This is a genomic window from Haloarcula sp. CBA1127, from assembly GCF_001485575.1.
In the GTDB taxonomy this organism is placed as follows: Archaea; Halobacteriota; Halobacteria; order Halobacteriales; family Haloarculaceae; genus Haloarcula.
Window position 1 is genome coordinate 1355986 of sequence record NZ_BCNB01000006.1, and the last position, 16596, is coordinate 1372581.

Sequence of the window (16596 nt, forward strand, 5' to 3'; positions counted from 1 at the left end):
CTTCCGTACACAGCGATAACACTACACACACTATGAGTTCAGATCAAGACCACCTCAAAGAAACCGACACGGAGAAGCGCTTCGAGTTCAAGAAAGAGGAGAAGTCCGCCTTCGAAGCCGAGAAGGGCCTCACGGAGGAGACCATCCGGGTCATCTCCGAAGACAAGGACGAGCCGGAATGGATGCTCGAGCGCCGCCTTCGCGCACTCGAGCAGTTCCACGAAATGCCGATGCCGGACGGCTGGCCGGGCGCGCCCGACCTCTCGGAGGTCGACGTCGACGAGATCGTCCCGTACATCCGTCCCGACATCGAGACCCGCGGCGGGGTCGACGACTGGAATGATCTCCCTGAAGAGATTCAGGACACCTTCGACAAGCTCGGCATCCCGGAAGCCGAGAAGAACGCCCTCTCGGGCGTCGGCGCGCAGTACGAGTCCGAGATTGTCTACCAGAACATGCAGGAGCGCTGGGAAGACAAGGGTGTCATCTTCTGTGACATGGACAAGGCTGTCCAGGAACACGAAGACATCCTCAAAGAGTACTTCATGACCAAGGCCGTGCCGCCGAGCGACAACAAGTTCGCGGCGCTACACGGCGCTATCTGGTCCGGCGGGTCGTTCGTCTACGTCCCCGAGGACACCACGGTCGACATGCCCGTGCAGGCGTACTTCCGCATGAACTCCGACGGCATGGGCCAGTTCGAGCACACGCTCATCATCGCCGAGGAGAACTCCGAAGTCCACTACATCGAGGGCTGTTCCGCCCCGAAGTACTCCGAGTTCAATCTCCACTCCGGCGGCGTCGAAGTGTTCGTCAAGGAGAACGCTCACGTCCAGTACTCGACCGTCCAGAACTGGTCGAAGAACACGTACAACCTCAACACCAAGCGCGCCATCTGCGAGGCCGACGGCACGATGGAGTGGGTCTCGGGCAGCATGGGCTCGAAGGCCACGATGCTGTACCCTTCCACCGTTCTGAAGGGCCCCGGCGCAACGGACAACCACATCACCATCGCCTTCGCCGGCGAGGGGCAGGACATCGACACGGGCGCGAAGGTCTATCATAACGCCCCCGAAACGAAGTCCACCATCGAATCCAAGTCCATCAGTAAGGACGGCGGCCGCACGAACTACCGTGGCCTCGTCCACATCGCTGACGGAGCCGAGGACTCCTCGACTTCTGTCGAGTGTGACGCCCTGATGTTCGACAACGAGTCGACATCGGACACGATGCCGTACATGGAGATTCAGGAGTCCAAGGTCGACGTTGCCCACGAGGCGACCGTCGGCAAGATCGGCGACGAGGACGTCTTCTACCTCCAGTCCCGCGGACTGGATGACGACGACGCCAAGCAGATGATCGTTGCCGGCTTCATCGAGCCGATTACGGAGGAACTGCCGATTGAGTACGCCGTTGAGCTGAACCGCCTCATTGAGCTTGAGATGGAGGGGTCGCTCGGATAACCATGAGTACGCAGGTACACGCCAATCTCACAGAGGCCCAGGTAGAACAGATTTCAGACGATCTCGGCGAGCCCGAGTGGCTGCTTGAGACGCGAAAGGACGCACTCGCAGCGCTCGAGGACCTGGAGATGCCGGATGTCATCCGGACGCCGGGTCGAACCTGGACGAACCTGGACGCGCTCGATTACGAGTCGCTGGTCGACCCGCTCGACTACGCACAGGACAAGGACCGCGTCGACGCAGAGGGCGTCGAAGTGCTGTCCTGGAGCGAGGCGCTCGACGAGCACGCAGACCTCGTCAAGGACCACTTCGGCAGCGTCGTCGACCCGCAGCGGGACTATCTCACTGCGTTGTCGACGGCCCTGTTCTCGGCTGGGACAGTCGTCTACGTCCCCGAAGGCGTCGACGCCGAGGACGTGAAGATCCGGACGACGATGAACAGCCAGTCGCTGTTCAACTACACGCTCGTCCTCGCAGAGGAGTCCTCCTCGGTCACGATTCTGGAACGCCAGGGGACCGGCGAGACGACTGACGCTGACCAGTACTACTCCGGGATCGTCGAGGTCGTCGCCGAGGAGAACGCCTACGTCCAGTACGGCGCGCTCCAGAATCTCTCAGAGGAGACCTACAACTTCCAGGTCAAGCGCGGCCACGCCGACACCTACGCCACGGTCAACTGGATCGACGGCAACATCGGCTCCCGCCTGACCAAGTCCAACGTCGAAACCCGACTGCTGGGTGACTCCTCCGAGTCACAGATTCTGGGTGCGTTCTTCGGCCACGAGGACCAGCACTTCGACATCGCGTCGCGGGTCTGGCACGAGGCCGAACACACCATCGCCGACCTCGTCACCCGTGGCGTCCTCGACAACGACGCCCGTTCGGTGTACGAAGGCGTTCAGGACGTCGGCCGCGAGGCCTGGGACACGTCGTCGTACCAGCGTGAGAACACGCTCATGCTCTCCGACGACTCCGAGGCCGACGCGTCGCCGAAGCTCATCATCAACAACCACGACACCGAGGCCTCCCACTCCGCGACGGTTGGGCAGGTCGACAAAGAGGACATGTTCTACATGACCTCCCGCGGTGTCGACCCGGAGCGAGCGAAGAACATGCTCGTCGAGGGCTTCTTCGTCCCCGTCCTCGAAGAAGTGCAGGTCGACGAACTCCGCGAGGACCTCGACCAGCTGATCTACGAGCGGCTTCGTGAGTGAGTAACGCACGAACGACGGCCGGGGAGTGTCCACTCCCCCGTCGTCTCCGGGAGTAATCGTCTGATTCTCTCGCAGGCTCGTCGGAGCCATTCTCCGACGGTATTCTCGTACGTAGGCGGATACTCACGGAGTCCGACAATCCGTTTTTAGCCCGCATATCTGCATCACTGACAACTCGGTAGCTGCTGCTAGCGCTGCGATCCGCCTGAGACGAACAGGCAGCAGGCGGAACATGAATTGGGATGGCCGCGGCTGAAGCGGACGCGCCGGCTCGGCGACAGGGAACCGCTTAAGTCCAGCCCTCCCCGAACTACGTGTATGACTGCAGCACAGCGCCGAGTGGGGGTGTTGCCGTGAGTCTCACACAGCCGGTGGCGTCCGACCATCAGCTCGCCCGGCTGCTACAGATCGGCATCGTCCTCGAAGAGGTCGTCGAGGCACGGTCGGCCAAGCACGCCGAAGAAACGAGCGGAGAGCACGAGCAGGCGGTCCTTGACCTCCTTGAACACGCCGAGACCGAGTCCGCCGAGCACCGCCGGCAACTGGAGGCGCTCATCGACGACCTCGAAGCGGACACCGTCCCCTTTGAGGAGATCGAGATGCTGGTCGAGGCCCAGTACGAAGCCGACGAGGACTTCGACGGCGTGCTGTACGACCAGCTCTGTAACGAGGAGACGGCGTACAAGTTCTATGACGACCTCATCGACGCAATCGAGGCGTCGGACGTAACATTCACCATCGACCGCGAGCGGCTGCTGGCCGTGCTGTCGGATATCCGCGAGGACGAGGCGGAGGGTGTCGAAGACGTGACCGACCTGATGGAGGACTACCAATGAACACGCAGGCCCAATATCTGAAAGCGATCTATCTCACGCAACAGCAAGAAGACGGTCCGGCATCCACCGGCGACGTGGCCGATATGCTCGATGTCAGCCCGGCTAGCGCCAACGAGATGATCGGCAAACTCGAAAACCGAGGGCTGCTGAACCACGAGAAGTACAAGGGCGTCGACCTCACCGACGACGGGATCGCACAGGCTCGCGAGGCGCTCCAGAACTACTGCATTATCGAGCGGTTCCTCATCGAAGTGCTCGAGGTCGAGGAGTTCCGGGCCGAGGCAAAACAACTGGAGGGTGTCATCGATGAAACGGTCGCTGATCGCCTCGATACGATCATCGACCGCGAACCGCAGTGTCCGGACTGTTTCGACCCCGAGGGCGATGTCTGTGGCCTGCTCGAAGTCGAGGCCGAAGTCACCAGCGACTGACCGCCTGCTCTCGAAGCGTTCAAGTGCGTTCCGTCGATTATTCCGAATACAGTGAGTGCAGTTCCGTGGTGGTGAGCAATTCCTTTGGAATTGCGACTCTCACGGGTCAAGCGAACAGAGTGAGTGCAGTCCCGTGGTGTAGTGGCCAATCATAAGGGCCTTTGGAGCCCTTGACGGCGGTTCGAATCCGCCCGGGACTATCTTCTCGCGAACGTAGGTGAGCGAGAGATATCGCTGCGGATTCGAAGCACGTCACTTCGCTTCGTTCGTGATGTGCTTCGAATCCGCCCGAAGTATCCGATGACAGGGCACGAACAGCGGCCGCATTTCCGCAGGGTGGCAACGATAGCAGTGGATAACGGTCAGACACCTCCCAGTCGAGGCAACAAATCGTAGCGTCCTCGCATGAATAGCCCAACGAGTGTCTCAAATTCTGACATCGAACTGTAGATTTATGATGTTCCGTGCCAACTAGTGGCATATGCAAATCAGGGAGGCAGTGCCATCGGACCGGCCGGCTATCCGTGACGTGGCGCGTCGCTCACTAGAGGCGTCGTATTCGCTGGGGCCGAAGGCGATTACAAGCGCTATCGAGGAGTGGTACGACGAAGCGCGTATCGAGGCAGTGCTTGACGATGAGAGTAATCGGTTGATTCTCGTCGGCGAGCGGGACGGGCAGGTGGTCGGCCTCTCCGAGAGCGTCCTATCGGGCGACAGTATCGGGACGATTCTCTGGCTGCACGTCGACCCGGCATACCGCGGCGAGGGGATTGGGTCAGCACTGTTTGACGAGACTCATGGGAAACTCCATGACCACGGTGCCGAGACGCTTCAGGGGCGCGTGCTGGCCGACAACGTCGAGGGCAACAGCTTCTACGAGGACCGCGGCTTCGAGCGCGCCGGCACGGGTGAAGTCGACATCGCCGGACGGACCTACGTCGAGAACCTCTACACCGACGCCGACGAACTTGGCCGCGAACGGATAACCGACGACGGCCGGACAGTCTACGTCGACCACAACAACCACGAGTCCGGGTCGATGGCGCCGTTCCACGTGGTCCACGTCACAGAGGAGGGCAGCGACCGCTACGGGTACTTCTGCAGTAACTGTGAGACGCTGGCGAACGCGATGGACTCGATGGGTCGCATCGAATGTGACAACTGCGGGAACGTTCGCAAGCCGATGCGCTGGGACGCCGCCTACCTGTAATTACGGCGGCGACTGCCCTCCCCTGCGCTGTGACGACTCCTGTCTGTTCGCCGGGAGTAGTATCAGCTTGTAGTACAGTCCGAACAGACACAGGGCAATACCGACGCCAACGAGGACGTCAGTCACTGGGTGTTCGCTCATCGCGTGGGTAACGATCGACACGTCGCCGACGGGCATGTGCAGTGGCTGGAGAGGCATATATACCGATTTCTCTATTAGATGTAAAAAGCCGGACTAATGTTCTCAGCCGTTGAGAACCAGCCGCGGCTGTCGCCCGACAGAGACCTCGCCTGACATGTAATCGGGGACAATGATGCCGGCTGTCCGCCGCTCGGGCAACTGGTTTGAAGACCAGCTTTGCGACGCTGCTTGCATCCAGAAACGCCGGGTGTGGCAGCCGTTCTCCCTGTCGTAACGCTAAAGAGTCGAACGTACGTCTATATGTGTAAGATGAATATCGAAATCCGTCTCCGGAGGTGGTGCTGTGGGCGTCGAGATTAGGGAGTCACCTGTCTCAGCCGACGCGTTCGAGGAAATGAAGGAGTTCGTCCACGACTACCTCGCGGCGAGCGTCGAAAACGAAGAAGAAGGCGGTCGCATGCGCTGGTACCCGTGGCACTCCGCGGAGTATCGCTTCAACCACATCCTCAACGTCGTCGACATCGCGACAAAAATCGCCCGCAAGGAGGGGGCGAACGTGGACGTGACTCGCGTGGCAGCGTTGTTTCACGACATCGCAAAACTGGAAGCCGAGCAAGACCTCCATGCGGAGGCCGGCGCTCGGATCGCACGCGAGTATCTGCGGGCACACGGTGACTACCCTGAATCGTTTATCGAACAGGTCTGCTCCGCTGTTGAGGTCCACTCATACCAGGGGTCGCTGGACGACCTGCCTCTCGAAGTACAGTGTCTCATCGAGGCGGATATCCTGGATAAGGTCGGTGCGAACGGGACTGCCCTGATGCTGTTGCGGATGGGCTATGAGTCCCGGACGCACATGGACGCGGCCGAGATGGTCGACCGTGTCATTGAGCGCGGCGAAGACGCACGCGAGCGTGTTCAGAGCGACACCGCCGAGTCTCTCGTCCACCAGCGGCTCAAGCGGACCCGCTGGTTCCAGGAGTGGCTGACGATGGAGGTCGCCGAAATGGCCGTCGAAGACGACCTTGACGACGTGGCGACCGGAATGGGCGACTCATAGCGCTCGCAGCAGGAACAGGACGCCAGTCCCGGCGAGAACAGCGGCGCTGACCCACGCGATTAGTGGTGCGAGCCGTTCGATACGCGCTCTCGCGGCGACAATCGCCGCCGGAAACCCTGTAATCCAGAGACCGATACCGCCGAAAAACCCACCCAACAAAACCGGATGCCCGGTCTGTACGGTTAGCGCGTCAGTCCCGACTGCGGGCACGTACGACGACACGTCGACCACACCGGGTTCGAGGAGGCCCACGCCAACGGTGAGCCAGAAGGCGACCTGATAGGGGTTTGTCAACGCCAGAACGAGGGCCTTGCGGAAGCCGCGACTGTCTCCAGCCGTGACTGACGAGTCTCCCTCTGTCACTGCTGTATTGGCCTCCTGGACTGCGCCGTACGCGAACCAGAGCATCAGGAGCCCGCCGGCACCGACCATTACGCGGCGAACGCCCGGCGTTTCGGTGATTACTGTGGCGGCACCGAGCACGGCGAGCACGAGGAAACAGGCGTCAGCGGTCATCGCGCCGAGGCCGGCGAAGAAGCCAGCCCGCCAGCCCCGCAGTGCGCTCTCCTCGGCGATAACGGCGTTCATCGGGCCCGGCGGCGCAGCGAGTGCGAGGCCAAACAGGACCCCGCCGAGGGCTGTCGGGACGAGCGAGAGCGCACCGAGCTGGAGCAGGCCGAGTGGGTGATGCATCTATGGTCAGTGAAAACAGAGAGAAAATCCTACAGACTTACAGCTTGCCGGCCTTCTGGAGCTTCATCAGGTCCTCGGTGTCGAGGGTTTCGCCTTCCTTGAACTTCTGATAAATCTCCTCTGCTTCCTCGCGAGCGGCTTCCTGCTTCTCCTCGCGCTGGGAGCGCTCCTGCTCTTCTTCCTTCTTGTCGAGTTCGCGGAGGCGCTTCTGGACGCGGACGAAGTCCTCGTGGTGCTGGTCGGCCGCTTCCTGAGCATCCACGAACTCCTCGTGTTTCTCGTCGGCCTCGTCACGGATCTCGTCGGCCTCGCGGTAGGCCTCGATCATCTCGTTGTGGTGCTTCTGGGCCTCGTCGGCCAGTTCCGTGACCTTCTGGTGGTGCTTTGAGGCTTCAGAGCGGACCTCTTCTGCTTCCTCTTTGAGCTCTTCGAGGTCGCCGCCCTGATCGAGCTTCTCCTGTTTCTCTTGGAGCTTCTCGCGCTTGGTCTCGATCTTCTCGATGAGCTCCTTCTCGTCTTCCGAGGAGAGCACTTCGGTCTGTTGCTTGAACTCGAGGTCCTCGATTTCCTCTTTGAGTTGTTCGACTGACGTCCCCTCATCGAGTTCGAGGTCGTTTTTCAGGTTGTCGACCTTGTCGAACAGCTCGTTTGCTTCCGCATTGAGCTCGTTGCGCTGGTCCTTGTGTTCCTGGACCTGCTCGTTGAGCTCGTCGCGCTTCTCGCGGTGTTCCTGGGCTTCGTCGACCTTCTCGCGAGTCTTCGCGTTCAGGTCGTCCCGGGCGGAGGCCCGCTCGGACGCCATCTGGTTCAGCTCGTTTCGTCGGTCGCGGAGCTGGCCGGCGAGTTTGATGAGCTCGCCTTTCGATTTGTTTTCGAGATCCTCTTCGGTTACTGTAACGTTCTTTGATTCGTCTATCGAGTCTGCCATTGTTGAATCCTCTATGCCATCACCGCTTCAGCACAGACAGTCGGCCCACTACTGAGGGGCTGACACCAATAACAAGGGTTCCCTCTCATGTTGGGCTGAAAGCGATACTGCCTGAACGCGGAAGCGTTCTGGTGTCTACAAATAGAGGTGGATATTGTTTAAACATTCCGGTGCATTGAATACCGCGTCAACGTCTCACACGCCATATTTCAGGGGTGAGACGGCCACTATCGCATCAAGTTTCCATGGCATATCACGCACCTGTATTACTCGCTAATACGATACTCGTTCTTGACGACGTGCTGTCCGTCGGTGACTGCGAGTGTCACCTCGTCGCCGGCCGACAGCGTGAGCGTGTCTACGGGGACGCGGGCGAAGGGCCCGACGGTGTGTTCGGCCTGCTCGCGCTCGCCGTTGTAGTCCCACTCGACGGTGAGATTCGCACTCTCCGGCCTGTCGTGGAGGACGACGACGTCCCGCTCTCCGGGACTGGGCGCGGAGAGGACGACCTGTGTGGGCTCGTAGCTGTCGGCGAGCACGTCGTGTGCCGTCTTTTCGCTCCCGTCAGCGGCGAGTACGCCCATACCCGCATCGCCGACGTCTCGGAGACTGTCGAGGACGACGACCGGTGCGCGGCGCTGGCGCAATCCCTCGGCCACCCCGCGGACAACGTCGGCCTGGTACGCCTGTGACGCAGCCACTCCGTCGTTGGTATATCGGTTGTGCCGGGCGCGGTCGAACCCTGGGCAGTCTGCCGGATCAGCCGTACCGAGCGCACCGGCCCCGAAGCCTGCCACGACATCCCCAACGTCGAACTGGGAACAGAGCCACGGGAGGTCGGCCGTGTCGCCGTACCGCCACCCCGGGTACAGCGTGGCCGCGTCGGGGTCGATTCCGGGGGGGCCGACGACCGGGAACGTCGGGACGGAGTCGACGGCCGACGCCACCGATGCGGCATCCGCGTCGTCGTAGCTAGCCCGCCAGGCACGCCACCGAAAGCGAAGTCGGTCGAGAAAGCCCGATCCCAGCCCATTGGCGTACGACGGCACCGGCTCGTCGTGAACACCGACCGCCGCGAAACTGGGATGCTGTGCGTATGCCGCATCGAGCTGCGCCGCGAGGGCAGTTCCTCGTTCGGTGTCGAACGAACCGGGGCCTGACAAGGGAAGGTCCTGCCAGAGCAGGACGCCGTGGTCGTCACAGGCGCGAGCCACCTCTGGCGGCGTCCCCTGCGCCCGTACCCGAACCAGATTTGCATTGGCGTCGACGGCCCGCTTGACGTCCTCCGCGGTCGGGTCCAGCAGCGTCACGCCGCGAACCGGCACGTTTTCGCCGTTGACCCGCAGGCCATCGTCGTACGAAACGGTACGGAGTCCCGTCGTCACCGAGTGCTCGTCGTCGCCGAGTTTTGCCCTGAGGACGTAGCGGGACTGTTCGCCGCGGTCGTGGGGCCACCACAGCGATGGGTCGCGTACGTCCATCGTATAGGTCACCGACGTCGTCTCCTCATCGGTCGAGACGCGGGCTCGGTCCATCATCCCGCCGCCGCGAACGTCACCTTCCGGCCGGAGCGAGAGTGTAATCCGGTCGTCGAGTGGCTCTTCGGTCAGGACGGTCGCCGACACGTCCACCGTCGCACCGGTCACGTCTTCTTCCGATAGCTGTGGCTGGACCGAGAGTTCGCTCACACACGGGTCCGGTCGGGTTTCGAGGGTCGCGTCCCACCAGATGCCCGGAACGCAGCGTTCCGGCGGAAGCTGGTCGGTCGCGTGTAGACCGCCGAAACGGTCCTCCGGCGCGCGACATTCCACGACGACCCGGTATTCCTCGCTCTCGGGGAGTCGGACCCGGAGCGGCTCGAAGTAGGCGTCGTGGCTGGTGAGCAGATCGCCGTTGCACCACACACGTGTGTGCGCGTAGGTTCCACTCAGTACGAGCAGGGCGTGTGCGTCGCTCTCGTCCCGCGGGTCCGAGAACGTCGTTTCGTAGGCCACGGCCTCGGCCCCGGCGAACTGCTCGGGCCGGCCAGGCACCGACACCGGTTCCCACGCCTCCGGGGACGGCATCTCGTCGTCCGGCGCAACCGCCGCGCCGCGCCACTCCAGCGACATACCTTGTGGCCCGTTCCCCGAGGGCATATCCTTTGCCCCACGGCTTCACTTTCACTTTCACTCCGGGGATGGCTCGCTTTGACATAGGTAGCCACCTACTATCCAGATATGCTCACCGAACTGCACGAGGCGGCGACACCGACCTGCGAGGCCCAGCACTGCGAGCGCCCGCTCGGCGAGCCAGCGCTGGTGTTTGAGACCGAGGCCGGCCGCCGCGAGGCCCACGAGTGCGCCTGTGGTGCGGTGACGGTTACCGTCGTGAAGTCGGAGTCGTCCCGCTGAAGTACGCCCGGCAGTGATCGGGAGGTATGACACTTGAAGAAGTGGTCCGTGCACAGGGCCACGAAAACGTCTCCGGCGAGCACGCCAGCACGCTGGAAGTGACGAGCGACGACTTTCTAACCCCTGCAGGTGACTGTATCCTCGCTATCGAAGCCGACCGCGTTCCCGCTGACTTCGACAGCGAATTCGTGACGGCCTGTCAGGACGCCAACGCGGCGATTACAGCGACTATCGAAGCCGGCGAACAGACCGTTACTGTGACCGGGACCGGCCACCCCGACCTGTCCTTCGAGAACGACCGGAGCCACGTCCTGCGGACGAGCGACTACGTCGACGACCGGACCGTGATGGTGAACGCTGATTCGGCGGCCGGCGACGTGGACCGGGACCTTGTCGAGGCGCTCGCTGACGGCCACGATGCGACGCTGACGCTTTCTGTGGAGCCAAGTAGCGAGTAAGCAGCGTCTTCTCTGTTGGCGGTCGCGCCGCTATCCGGCTTAGCTGAAAGAAAACGGGTTGTGAACGAATTGACCGCTTAACTCGCGGCGATGCCGCTCGTGTCGAGGTCGCGTTGCGACCTCGCTTAGCTCGACGAGATAACGTCGTCGATACGGACGATCATCGTCGCCGCTTCGGTGGCGGAGTCGACCGCTTCGCGCTTGACCGCGGCGGGGTCGAGGATGCCGTACTCGACTGGGTCACCGACGACGCCAGTCTGGCCTTCGCTGATGATGCCAGCGATGCCCTCGCTCTCGTGTTCTGCGCGGAGGTCGACGAGCGCGTCGATGGCGTCGAGGCCCGTGTTCTCCGCGAGGGTGCGGGGCAGCACGTCGACGGCGTCGGCGAACGCTTCGACGGCGAGCTGCTTGCGGCCCTCGATGGACGCCGCTTCGGAGCGGATGTGGTCGGCGATGGCGATCTCGGTCGCGCCTGCGCCGGGGACCACACCGCCGGCGTCGAGCGCGGCGATGACGGTGTCGAGCGCGTCGTTGAGCGCGCGTTCGAGTTCGTCGACGACGTGTTCGGTGGAGCCGCGAGCGATGACCGTGACGGACTCGGCGGTCGCGCCGCCGGTGATGAATGTCACGTCGTCGTCGCCCTGCTTCTCGACGTTGACGCTGTCGGCGTGGCCGAGCGCGTCCTCGTCAAGGGATTCGAGCGAGCCGACGCGCTTTGCGCCGGTGGCCTCGACGATGTCCTTGGCGGTCGAGGAGCTGATGCTGTCGGCGACGAAGACGCCTTCCTTGGCAAGCTGGGAGGCGACGCGGTCGGCGACATCCTCGGTGACGAACGCGACGTCAGCGCCGCTTTCGAGGACATCCTCGGCGTAGCCCTGCAGTTCGCCCTCTTCGGCATCGAGCGCGGCGTTGAGCTGGTCGACGCTGGAGACATTGTACTCAGCATCGATGTTGCTCTCGCGGACGTCGAGCTCGGTGTCGATGACCGCGATGGACGCGTCCTCGACCGAGGTCGGCATGTTGTCGTGGACGGCCGTCTCGTCGACGATGACGCCCTCGACGAGCTTGGTCGCGGAGGAAGCCGCACCCGTCTGGGTGTGGACTTCGATGTTGTCTCGGCGGACGCCGTTGCCGCTCTTGGCGTGGCGGACAGCGTCGACGACGACTTCGGCGAGTTTCTCGGCCTCAACGTCACCGGTGCCCTTGCCGGTCATCGAGGATTCGGCGACTTCGACGAGCGTCTCGTCGTCGAGGTCGACATCAAGGACGAGCTCGTTGATGGCGTCCTGTGCGAGTTCAGCCGCGGCAGAGTATCCCTCGACGATTGTTGTCGGGTGGACGTCGTCGTCGAGCAGGTCCTCGCCTTTCGTCAGCAGTTCCCCGGCCAGCACGGACGCCGTCGTCGTGCCGTCGCCCACTTCGTCCTCCTGGGTCTGGGCGACTTCGACGATCATCTGGGCCGCAGGGTGTTCGATGTCCATCTCGGAGAGGATGGTCGCCCCGTCGTTAGTGATGACCACATCACCATCGTCGGAGACGAGCATCTTGTCCATGCCGCGGGGACCGAGCGTGGTCCGTACAGACTCGCTTACGGCCTTTCCGGCGGAGATGTTCGATGACTGTGCGTCCTTCCCGTGTGTGCGCTGGGCGTCCTCATCAAGGATGAAAAGAGGCTGGCCGCCCATGCGTCGCTGGCCAGATGACATATGTGTTGAACCTCACTTAAGACAAGGCAAGCGGTTCTATATAAAACTTTCTAACAGCGCAGACCGCTCGTCGGGCGACAGCGCCGTGCTGTCCCTGTAATCCTGGCCGGACCTACACACCTTTTAATATGGGTGTATACACACCGTACAGTAGATGCTGGAGCTGGAGCACGGCTTTCGCGTCGTCGACGTGCACGCACGGCTGGAACCCGACGAGCAGCGCCGACCCCGAGACGGCATGGGCGACCCGGAGCAACTGGAGCGGGAGATGCACCAGGCCGGCGTCGTCCGCTCCGTCGTCTTCCCCGGTGAGCGAGACGGCTCGTATCTGAAAGCGAACAACGCCGTCGCCCGGATGACCGTCGAGCGACCGATGGTCGCCTTCGCCAGGGTCAACGGCGCCCGGGACCCGGGAAGCGGCCCCGGGTCGACCCTCCGCAACCTCGCAAGTAGTCGCACGGACGACCACACTTCCCCGGAAGACATCGAGCAGTACGCATACGACGACCGGTTCTACGGCTTCAAGCTCCATCCGCCGACCGATGGGCTGCCAGACGAGGACGTGCTCGCAGAACTAGAGTCGGTGTCGCTGCCCGTCATCGTCCACGGTGGCGAAGGGTTCCAACCCGAAGCTGTCGCCGAGTCGCTGCTGGCGTATGACTTCCCGGTTATCCTCTCACATTTCGGCGCGCACCCGCTCCGGAAGGACCTGATGGAACGGGCCATCGACTTGCTGGAGACCCACGATAATCTGTATCTCGACACCAGCGCGGTCCGCTACCGGGGGCCGATGGAACGGGCGGTGTTAGAACATCCCGACCGTGTTCTCTTCGGGAGCGGCGTTCCCGGTGTCCACCCGAACGTGGCCGTGATGGAGATTCTAACACTGGACGTTCCCGAAGACGCGATGCGAAAGGTGTTTTCGAACAATCCCAACCGCGTCATTGAGGCGCTGGCCCCCTGACCACCGGCACTCCTGCCCCAGTCGAACGGTCGCGACCAGTACCAGTTATCGCCACCCCACCGGTTATCGCCAGTCGTACACAGTCACTGCGCGGTTCGTTCGCGCAGAGCGACCGTTCGGATTCCGGCGAGCCGTCCGGTCGGTCACGCGTGCCCGGACGCCGTCGATGATTCCTGACCCGACGCCGCCGAACACGTCCTGCCCAGTGCCGAGCCACTGCGACGGCGTCGTCTCCCCCCGCACGACATCAAATAGCGCGTCCTTCGCGTCACCGACCGCGTGACTGAGGATTCGCCGCACCACGGTCGGCCGGATGTTGTAGTTCTTCACCAGTCGGTAGGCGAGCGAGCGGTACTTCCAGTTCCAGTCAGTCTCGGCGATACCGCCGTCGGCCTCGAACTCGCGGCTGACGCACATTTCGGTGCTCCAGTCGACGCCGTACTCACCGGCGGCCATCCGGTGTGCGAAGTCCCGGGCACTGCCGACGTTTAGGTACTCGTCGAACCCGTCGAGCGCTTCCAGCACCTCGGCATCGAACGCGACGTTGCCGGGATTGAAGTACGTCACGTCGCGGCCGGCGATTGTCCGCGTTTCCTCTGTTTCGGTCGTCATCCCGGCCCACAGTTGCTGGTGTGTCGGCCCGGTGATAGCCTGGGCGGCCCCCGAGAGCCCGTCTTTCACGGCGTCAGCCCAGCCGGACTCGACAGAGAGTGATTGATGAACGAGCGCGATAACGTCCCCTGTTGCCCGGTCAATCCCTGCGTTGCGAGCGACTGTTACCGAGCGGTCGGCGATTTCGACGAGAAGAGAGATGTCGTCCCGGTCGCGGACCATACCAGTCGTGCCGTCGGCTGACGGGCCGTTGACGACAATCACTTCGGCATCGGGAACTTGCTCGGTGAGTGCGTCCAGACAGCCGGTCAGCTCCTCCCGGCCGTTCAACGTCGGGACCACTACCGAGATATCCATACCTCTGGATAGGACGGCGAAGGCGCTTAAAAGTCGCGGGAGACGGACGGCGACGTTCCGATACAGAGAAAACAGGTCGTTCGAACAGCGCCACGCTAGACGTGAGTGTTCCAGTACGACACCGATGCCAGCTTTTCCCCGAGTGGCGTGCCGCCGAGCGCCGTATCGAGCGACCGGAACGAGGCGGCCAGTTCGTTCGGAATCTTCCGGTAGAAGCCGTACGGAAGCAGCCAGTCGTGGTTTGCGCCTGTCAGTTCTAGTCCGGCTCCGTCTAACAGCCGGTCAATCTCCCAGCGCGAATAGAGCCGCGACCCCATCGGGAGCGCCCAGTTGTATATCGACCGGGTCGAAAACCGGTTGAACGTATCGAAGAAGACCTGTTCCTTCGAGACGCGGCGCATCTCCGCGAGAAACGCCGCCGGGGTGTCAGCCAGATGGAAAAACCGCATCGCAAACACGGTGTCGAAATGGTCATCCGGGAACGGGAGCCGGGCGGCGTCGCCCCGCATGAACTCGACGCGGTCGTCGACACCAGTCGCCTGTGCCTTCTCACGGCCCTGCTGGAGCATCGGTCCTGAGATGTCCAGCCCGGTGATGTTCGCGCCGCGCTCGGCCAGCATCACAGTGAACCGTCCGGTCCCGCAAGCTACTTCTAGCACGTCCTTATCGGCCACAGGGCCGATTGCGTTGAGGACGGCCTGTTTCTCACGTCGGTCGATCAGCCGCCCGCCACGGGAGAACCGCTTGGCCTCGTACTCTTCGGCCACGGTGTCGGCCTGATACCACTCCTGCCCTTTCACGGTGTATTGCTCACCCCGCGGGGGATAAAACGATACTGGAATCCCCTTTCGTCGGTCGGACTGTTTTCCCTACCAGACCGACTCCGGTCACGCTCGCTGCCCTGATAGGTCTGGGCGTGACTTCGTGATAGAGACGAGAACCACACGATGACGGCCATGTATAAGGACACATTAAACACTTCATAGAATCTGTATTGTTTGGTCATGCATATAGCCAAGTTTTACCAGTAAGTCTTGAATATCAGCCACTATGAGCGCATTAACTGAAAACGCTGCACCAGCACCTTTCACTGACGAGGAGTTCCGCGACACCCTGCGTGAACTCCCGCCGAGCGCGAAGCTCGTCGCGAAGGTACTGGAAGACGATGCCCCGTTGTCACAGGGCGACTTAGCCGAGAGCTCACTGCTCCCGGACCGCACTGTCAGATATGCACTGAACCGACTGGAGGAGTCTGGTCTGGTCGATTCGCGGTACAGTTTCACCGACGCGCGCAAACAGGTTTATTTCCTCACGGTCTGACCCATCGGCATGGACTGGCACCGGGCCGACGTGTCCGTCCCGACACGGGCACCGACCGGCAGCACGGCAGCATACGTTTGCGGCGATGAAGCGGCTCTTCTTGTGGACCCCCCGGATACCGATGATGCGCTCGACTCGCTTCTCAGCGACCGTTCCCTCGCTCACATTGCACTCACGCACCACCACCCTGACCACGCCGGTGCCGTTGCACACTACGCCAGAGAGACAGGCGCAACGGTCTGGGCGCGTCGCGGTCGGGCGAGCGCGTTCGAAGCCGCGACCGGCGTTACCCCGGATAGACTGTTCAGCGGCGGAACGACGATTCCGACCGATGCCGGCCCAGTGACTGTCATCGATACGCCGGGGCACGCGCCGGAACACGTCGCCTTCGCCACAGATGGGGCCGTTGTCTCCGGTGACCTCGCCGTTGCCGAGGGTAGCGTCGTCGTCGGCGCACCCGAGGGCGACGTTCGGGCCTATCTCGCGTCACTGCGGCGACTCCACGCCAGAAACCCCGACGTGCTGTTACCGGGCCACGGCCCGCGTATCGAGACGCCGCGGGAGACCTGTGCGCGCCTCATCAACCATCGACTGGTGCGCGAGCGACGCGTTCGGGACGCTGTCCACGACGGGGCCGCCACGCTGGATGAAATCCTTGAGGCCGCCTACGAGAAGGACCTCACCGGCGTGCGCGATTTGGCCCGTGGGACAGTGCTGACCCATCTTGAAAAACTGGCTGTCGAGGGCGCTATTTCATGGGACAGCGAGCGGGCCGCACCGAATCCGGCGGAGTGACGCCTTTTTGCCCAT

The 16596-nt window shown here is 62.5% G+C and carries 18 protein-coding genes and 1 tRNA gene; 12 read left to right on the forward strand and 7 right to left on the reverse strand.

Annotated features, from left to right (window positions below):
* The first annotated feature begins 32 nt into the window (after positions 1-32).
* From sufB to AV059_RS11485, 6 genes are all read left to right on the forward strand, one after another.
* The gene (gene sufB, locus AV059_RS11460) at positions 33-1463 is read left to right on the forward strand and encodes a Fe-S cluster assembly protein SufB (RefSeq protein ID WP_005537802.1); all 1431 of its coding nucleotides are present in this window, start codon (positions 33-35) and stop codon (positions 1461-1463) included.
* Between the two features lie 2 nt (positions 1464-1465).
* A complete protein-coding gene (sufD, locus tag AV059_RS11465) occupies positions 1466-2677 on the forward strand; it encodes a Fe-S cluster assembly protein SufD (protein ID WP_058994530.1) in 1212 nt (403 codons plus the stop codon).
* Between the two features lie 353 nt (positions 2678-3030).
* Positions 3031-3513 (forward strand): hypothetical protein, encoded by a 483-nt coding sequence (locus AV059_RS11470; RefSeq protein WP_058994531.1) that lies wholly within the window; start codon positions 3031-3033, stop codon positions 3511-3513.
* Positions 3510-3944, forward strand: a complete 435-nt coding sequence (locus AV059_RS11475; protein WP_004591305.1) for a metal-dependent transcriptional regulator — start codon at positions 3510-3512, stop codon at positions 3942-3944. The genes AV059_RS11470 and AV059_RS11475 overlap by 4 nt, the downstream gene beginning before the upstream one ends.
* Before the next feature lie 127 nt (positions 3945-4071).
* A tRNA-Gln gene (locus AV059_RS11480) sits at positions 4072-4144 on the forward strand.
* A gap of 281 nt (positions 4145-4425) precedes the next feature.
* The gene (locus AV059_RS11485; RefSeq protein WP_058994532.1) at positions 4426-5154 is read left to right on the forward strand and encodes a GNAT family N-acetyltransferase; all 729 of its coding nucleotides are present in this window, start codon (positions 4426-4428) and stop codon (positions 5152-5154) included.
* On the opposite strand, the gene AV059_RS11490 is transcribed toward AV059_RS11485, so the two are convergent.
* Entirely contained in the window at positions 5155-5352 is a 198-nt protein-coding gene (locus AV059_RS11490) for a hypothetical protein (protein WP_058994533.1), read from the reverse strand.
* A gap of 286 nt (positions 5353-5638) precedes the next feature.
* Here AV059_RS11490 and AV059_RS11495 point away from each other — a divergent pair, with 286 nt between their 5' ends.
* Positions 5639-6355, forward strand: a complete 717-nt coding sequence (locus AV059_RS11495) for an HD domain-containing protein (protein ID WP_004957917.1) — start codon at positions 5639-5641, stop codon at positions 6353-6355.
* Here AV059_RS11495 and AV059_RS11500 read toward each other — a convergent pair.
* From AV059_RS11500 to AV059_RS11510, 3 genes are all read right to left on the reverse strand, one after another.
* Positions 6350-7048: a LysE family translocator gene (locus AV059_RS11500; protein ID WP_058994534.1), complete on the reverse strand. Its 699-nt coding sequence runs from the start codon at positions 7046-7048 to the stop codon at positions 6350-6352. The two genes, AV059_RS11495 and AV059_RS11500, sit on opposite strands and share 6 nt — an antisense overlap.
* Before the next feature lie 37 nt (positions 7049-7085).
* Positions 7086-7976, reverse strand: a complete 891-nt coding sequence (locus AV059_RS11505) for a coiled-coil protein (RefSeq protein ID WP_004957913.1) — start codon at positions 7974-7976, stop codon at positions 7086-7088.
* A 266-nt stretch (positions 7977-8242) separates the two neighbouring features.
* Positions 8243-10087 (reverse strand): hydrolase, encoded by a 1845-nt coding sequence (locus AV059_RS11510; RefSeq protein ID WP_058994535.1) that lies wholly within the window; start codon positions 10085-10087, stop codon positions 8243-8245.
* A 108-nt stretch (positions 10088-10195) separates the two neighbouring features.
* Here AV059_RS11510 and AV059_RS22410 point away from each other — a divergent pair, with 108 nt between their 5' ends.
* Positions 10196-10369, forward strand: a complete 174-nt coding sequence (locus AV059_RS22410) for a hypothetical protein (RefSeq protein WP_195156652.1) — start codon at positions 10196-10198, stop codon at positions 10367-10369.
* A 26-nt stretch (positions 10370-10395) separates the two neighbouring features.
* Positions 10396-10827 (forward strand): DUF371 domain-containing protein, encoded by a 432-nt coding sequence (locus tag AV059_RS11515; protein WP_058994536.1) that lies wholly within the window; start codon positions 10396-10398, stop codon positions 10825-10827.
* 125 nt (positions 10828-10952) lie between these two features.
* Here the strand turns inward: AV059_RS11515 and thsA are convergent, their stop codons facing one another.
* Positions 10953-12512 carry a thermosome subunit alpha gene (gene thsA / locus AV059_RS11520; protein ID WP_058994537.1) on the reverse strand — a complete coding sequence of 520 codons (1560 nt, stop codon included), beginning with the start codon at positions 12510-12512 and terminating at the stop codon, positions 10953-10955.
* Positions 12513-12687: 175 nt separating this feature from the next.
* On the opposite strand from thsA, the gene AV059_RS11525 reads away from it, so the two are divergent.
* Positions 12688-13497 carry an amidohydrolase family protein gene (locus AV059_RS11525; protein ID WP_058994538.1) on the forward strand — a complete coding sequence of 270 codons (810 nt, stop codon included), beginning with the start codon at positions 12688-12690 and terminating at the stop codon, positions 13495-13497.
* 63 nt (positions 13498-13560) lie between these two features.
* Here AV059_RS11525 and AV059_RS11530 read toward each other — a convergent pair whose 3' ends face one another.
* Positions 13561-14466, reverse strand: coding sequence for a glycosyltransferase family 2 protein (locus AV059_RS11530; RefSeq protein WP_058994539.1), 906 nt, complete (start codon positions 14464-14466; stop codon positions 13561-13563).
* Between the two features lie 95 nt (positions 14467-14561).
* Positions 14562-15266, reverse strand: coding sequence for a class I SAM-dependent methyltransferase (locus AV059_RS11535; protein ID WP_058994540.1), 705 nt, complete (start codon positions 15264-15266; stop codon positions 14562-14564).
* 250 nt (positions 15267-15516) lie between these two features.
* Here AV059_RS11535 and AV059_RS11540 point away from each other — a divergent pair, with 250 nt between their 5' ends.
* Together AV059_RS11540 and AV059_RS11545 are read left to right on the forward strand one after the other, a co-directional pair.
* Complete coding sequence (locus AV059_RS11540; RefSeq protein ID WP_007188815.1) at positions 15517-15786, forward strand: helix-turn-helix domain-containing protein; 270 nt, start codon at positions 15517-15519, stop codon at positions 15784-15786.
* Positions 15787-15795: 9 nt separating this feature from the next.
* Positions 15796-16581: an MBL fold metallo-hydrolase gene (locus AV059_RS11545; protein WP_058994541.1), complete on the forward strand. Its 786-nt coding sequence runs from the start codon at positions 15796-15798 to the stop codon at positions 16579-16581.
* The last annotated feature ends 15 nt before the right edge of the window (positions 16582-16596 follow it).